The sequence below is a fragment of the Vibrio sp. 10N.222.46.A1 genome (genome assembly GCF_041473595.1).
Classification (GTDB): Bacteria; Pseudomonadota; Gammaproteobacteria; order Enterobacterales; family Vibrionaceae; genus Vibrio; species Vibrio tasmaniensis_A.
Genome location: NZ_JBFRSN010001062.1, coordinates 1 through 1811 on the forward strand (window position 1 = coordinate 1; position 1811 = coordinate 1811).

Sequence of the window (1811 nt, forward strand, 5' to 3'; positions counted from 1 at the left end):
CATACTTTCTGCGTGACTTTAATGTGGCTAGTATAGAGTTGATTTTAGGTTCTATTATGATGTTATTTGGTTTTTGTTTCGGTGTTATTAGTTGGTTTAATTCCATTTCGACAGGAGATGTCACTTCTACAGGAACTGTAATGATAGCTGTAATGCCTATTATTATGGGTTTCCAACTCCTATTAAGCTCACTTCATTATGATATAACTAACTCTCCATTACATCCTTTGCAAAAGAAATAGAAATAAATACATTGATCGCAAAGATTTATAATGTAGAGATTGTTGGTTTTATGTGAAAGTCCTGAAGGTTGTATTTTTAGTTAAAGGTACTTGATGTGATTTCAAGGTTTAAAAAAAATAAATTCTATAGTTATATATATATATTACTCTCATTTCCATTAATGATTTACCTTGCATTTCAAGTTCCAGCATTTCAAGTTGCTGATGAAGGCAGTCATTATCAAAGAGCATACCAAGTATCACAGGGAGAGTTATTTCCACAGAAAAAATTATTGCCTAATACTGTTGACGATTATACCGTTGGCGGGACAACTAGTCCTGAAATTAGTCAAATTGAGTTAGGTTACCTCCCTATCGCATTTAAACCAGATATGAAAGTAGACACGCAGTTGTCACTGGTTTTGAATAGCATCGAATGGGGAGGAAATAGTTGGGGTGATACTCGTAATGTGAGTATATACCCCCCATTTCTATATACACTTTCCAGTTTAGGGATTATTTTAGGAAAGAGCATAGATTTATCCGTATCAGAAACCTTGATTTTGTCTAGAATATTAAACGGCTCTATCGCAATTTTATTGTCAGCAGTTGCTATTTATATCGCGAACAAAGGCGTTGCTGTTCTATTTAGTATTTTAATGCTTCCAATGACCATATCTCAAATGGCATCGGTAAGTCCGGATGCCATTTCCTTTCCACTAGCAGCATTATTTGTGGCAATGGTTAGTCGATTTGATATTGAAAAAAATAACAGGTTTAAAATACTATTAATTATTAGCTCTGTATTTTTGGTGGTAATATCAATGACAAGGCCTCCTTATATTGCTCTATCTATGGTTTTTTTTGTTTTTTCGCTAAAGTATTGGAGTGATGAGGATAAAAGAATAAAGCTTATAGGTGCTTTTCTAATAAGTTTTATCTCTGTTGTTATTTGGTCTATTTATTTGACTTTTAACGTATCTGTTCCATTTGGCCCTGAAGGGGTGTCCTATCTGTTAAGGGTTGAACAGATTTTAAGTGCACCATTTTCATGGTTTGTTTTACTATTTAATAGCTTTATAGAGAATTATGCATTCTATGCTGTATCATTTATAGGGAAATTAGGATACTTGGACGTTAAATTGCCAATATGGTATTATTTCTTCGCCGGGGTTTCATTATTTCTGATATTTTATTCTGATGTTGGAAGGCTTTGGGGGCGTAGAAAGGGGGAGGTTTATCATAAATTACTCTTGCTATTAGTAATTATCGTAGCCATTTTTAGCATTTTTCTGGTTTTGTCTATATCATGGACGCCAATGTCCAGTTCTACAATTCAAGGTGTTCAAGGACGGTATTTTATACCTATTTCTCTATTTTTATGTTTACTATGTGAAGGCGAAAAAAACGATAAAAGTGGTTGTTTAATACAGAGGTTAGGCGTGTTTTTGTTTGGTTTTATTACTATTTTAGTTGTGCCGCTGTCTGTTTTTGAAAGGTATTATTAATTGATACCATTAATATTTTCACTAGAGGTCTTATGAAAGATATTCAGCAAGTAATCAGATATCTTATTGGTGGAGGATCTAC

General features: G+C 33.4%; 1 protein-coding gene and 1 pseudogene. Both read left to right on the top strand.

Annotated features, from left to right (window positions below; translation table 11 throughout):
- Positions 1-242, top strand: a pseudogene (locus tag AB4496_RS23735) (glycosyltransferase family 2 protein); the annotation flags it as partial.
- A 95-nt stretch (positions 243-337) separates the two neighbouring features.
- Entirely contained in the window at positions 338-1729 is a 1392-nt protein-coding gene (locus AB4496_RS23740; RefSeq protein WP_032555302.1) for a DUF2142 domain-containing protein, read from the top strand.
- Positions 1730-1811 lie beyond the last annotated feature (82 nt).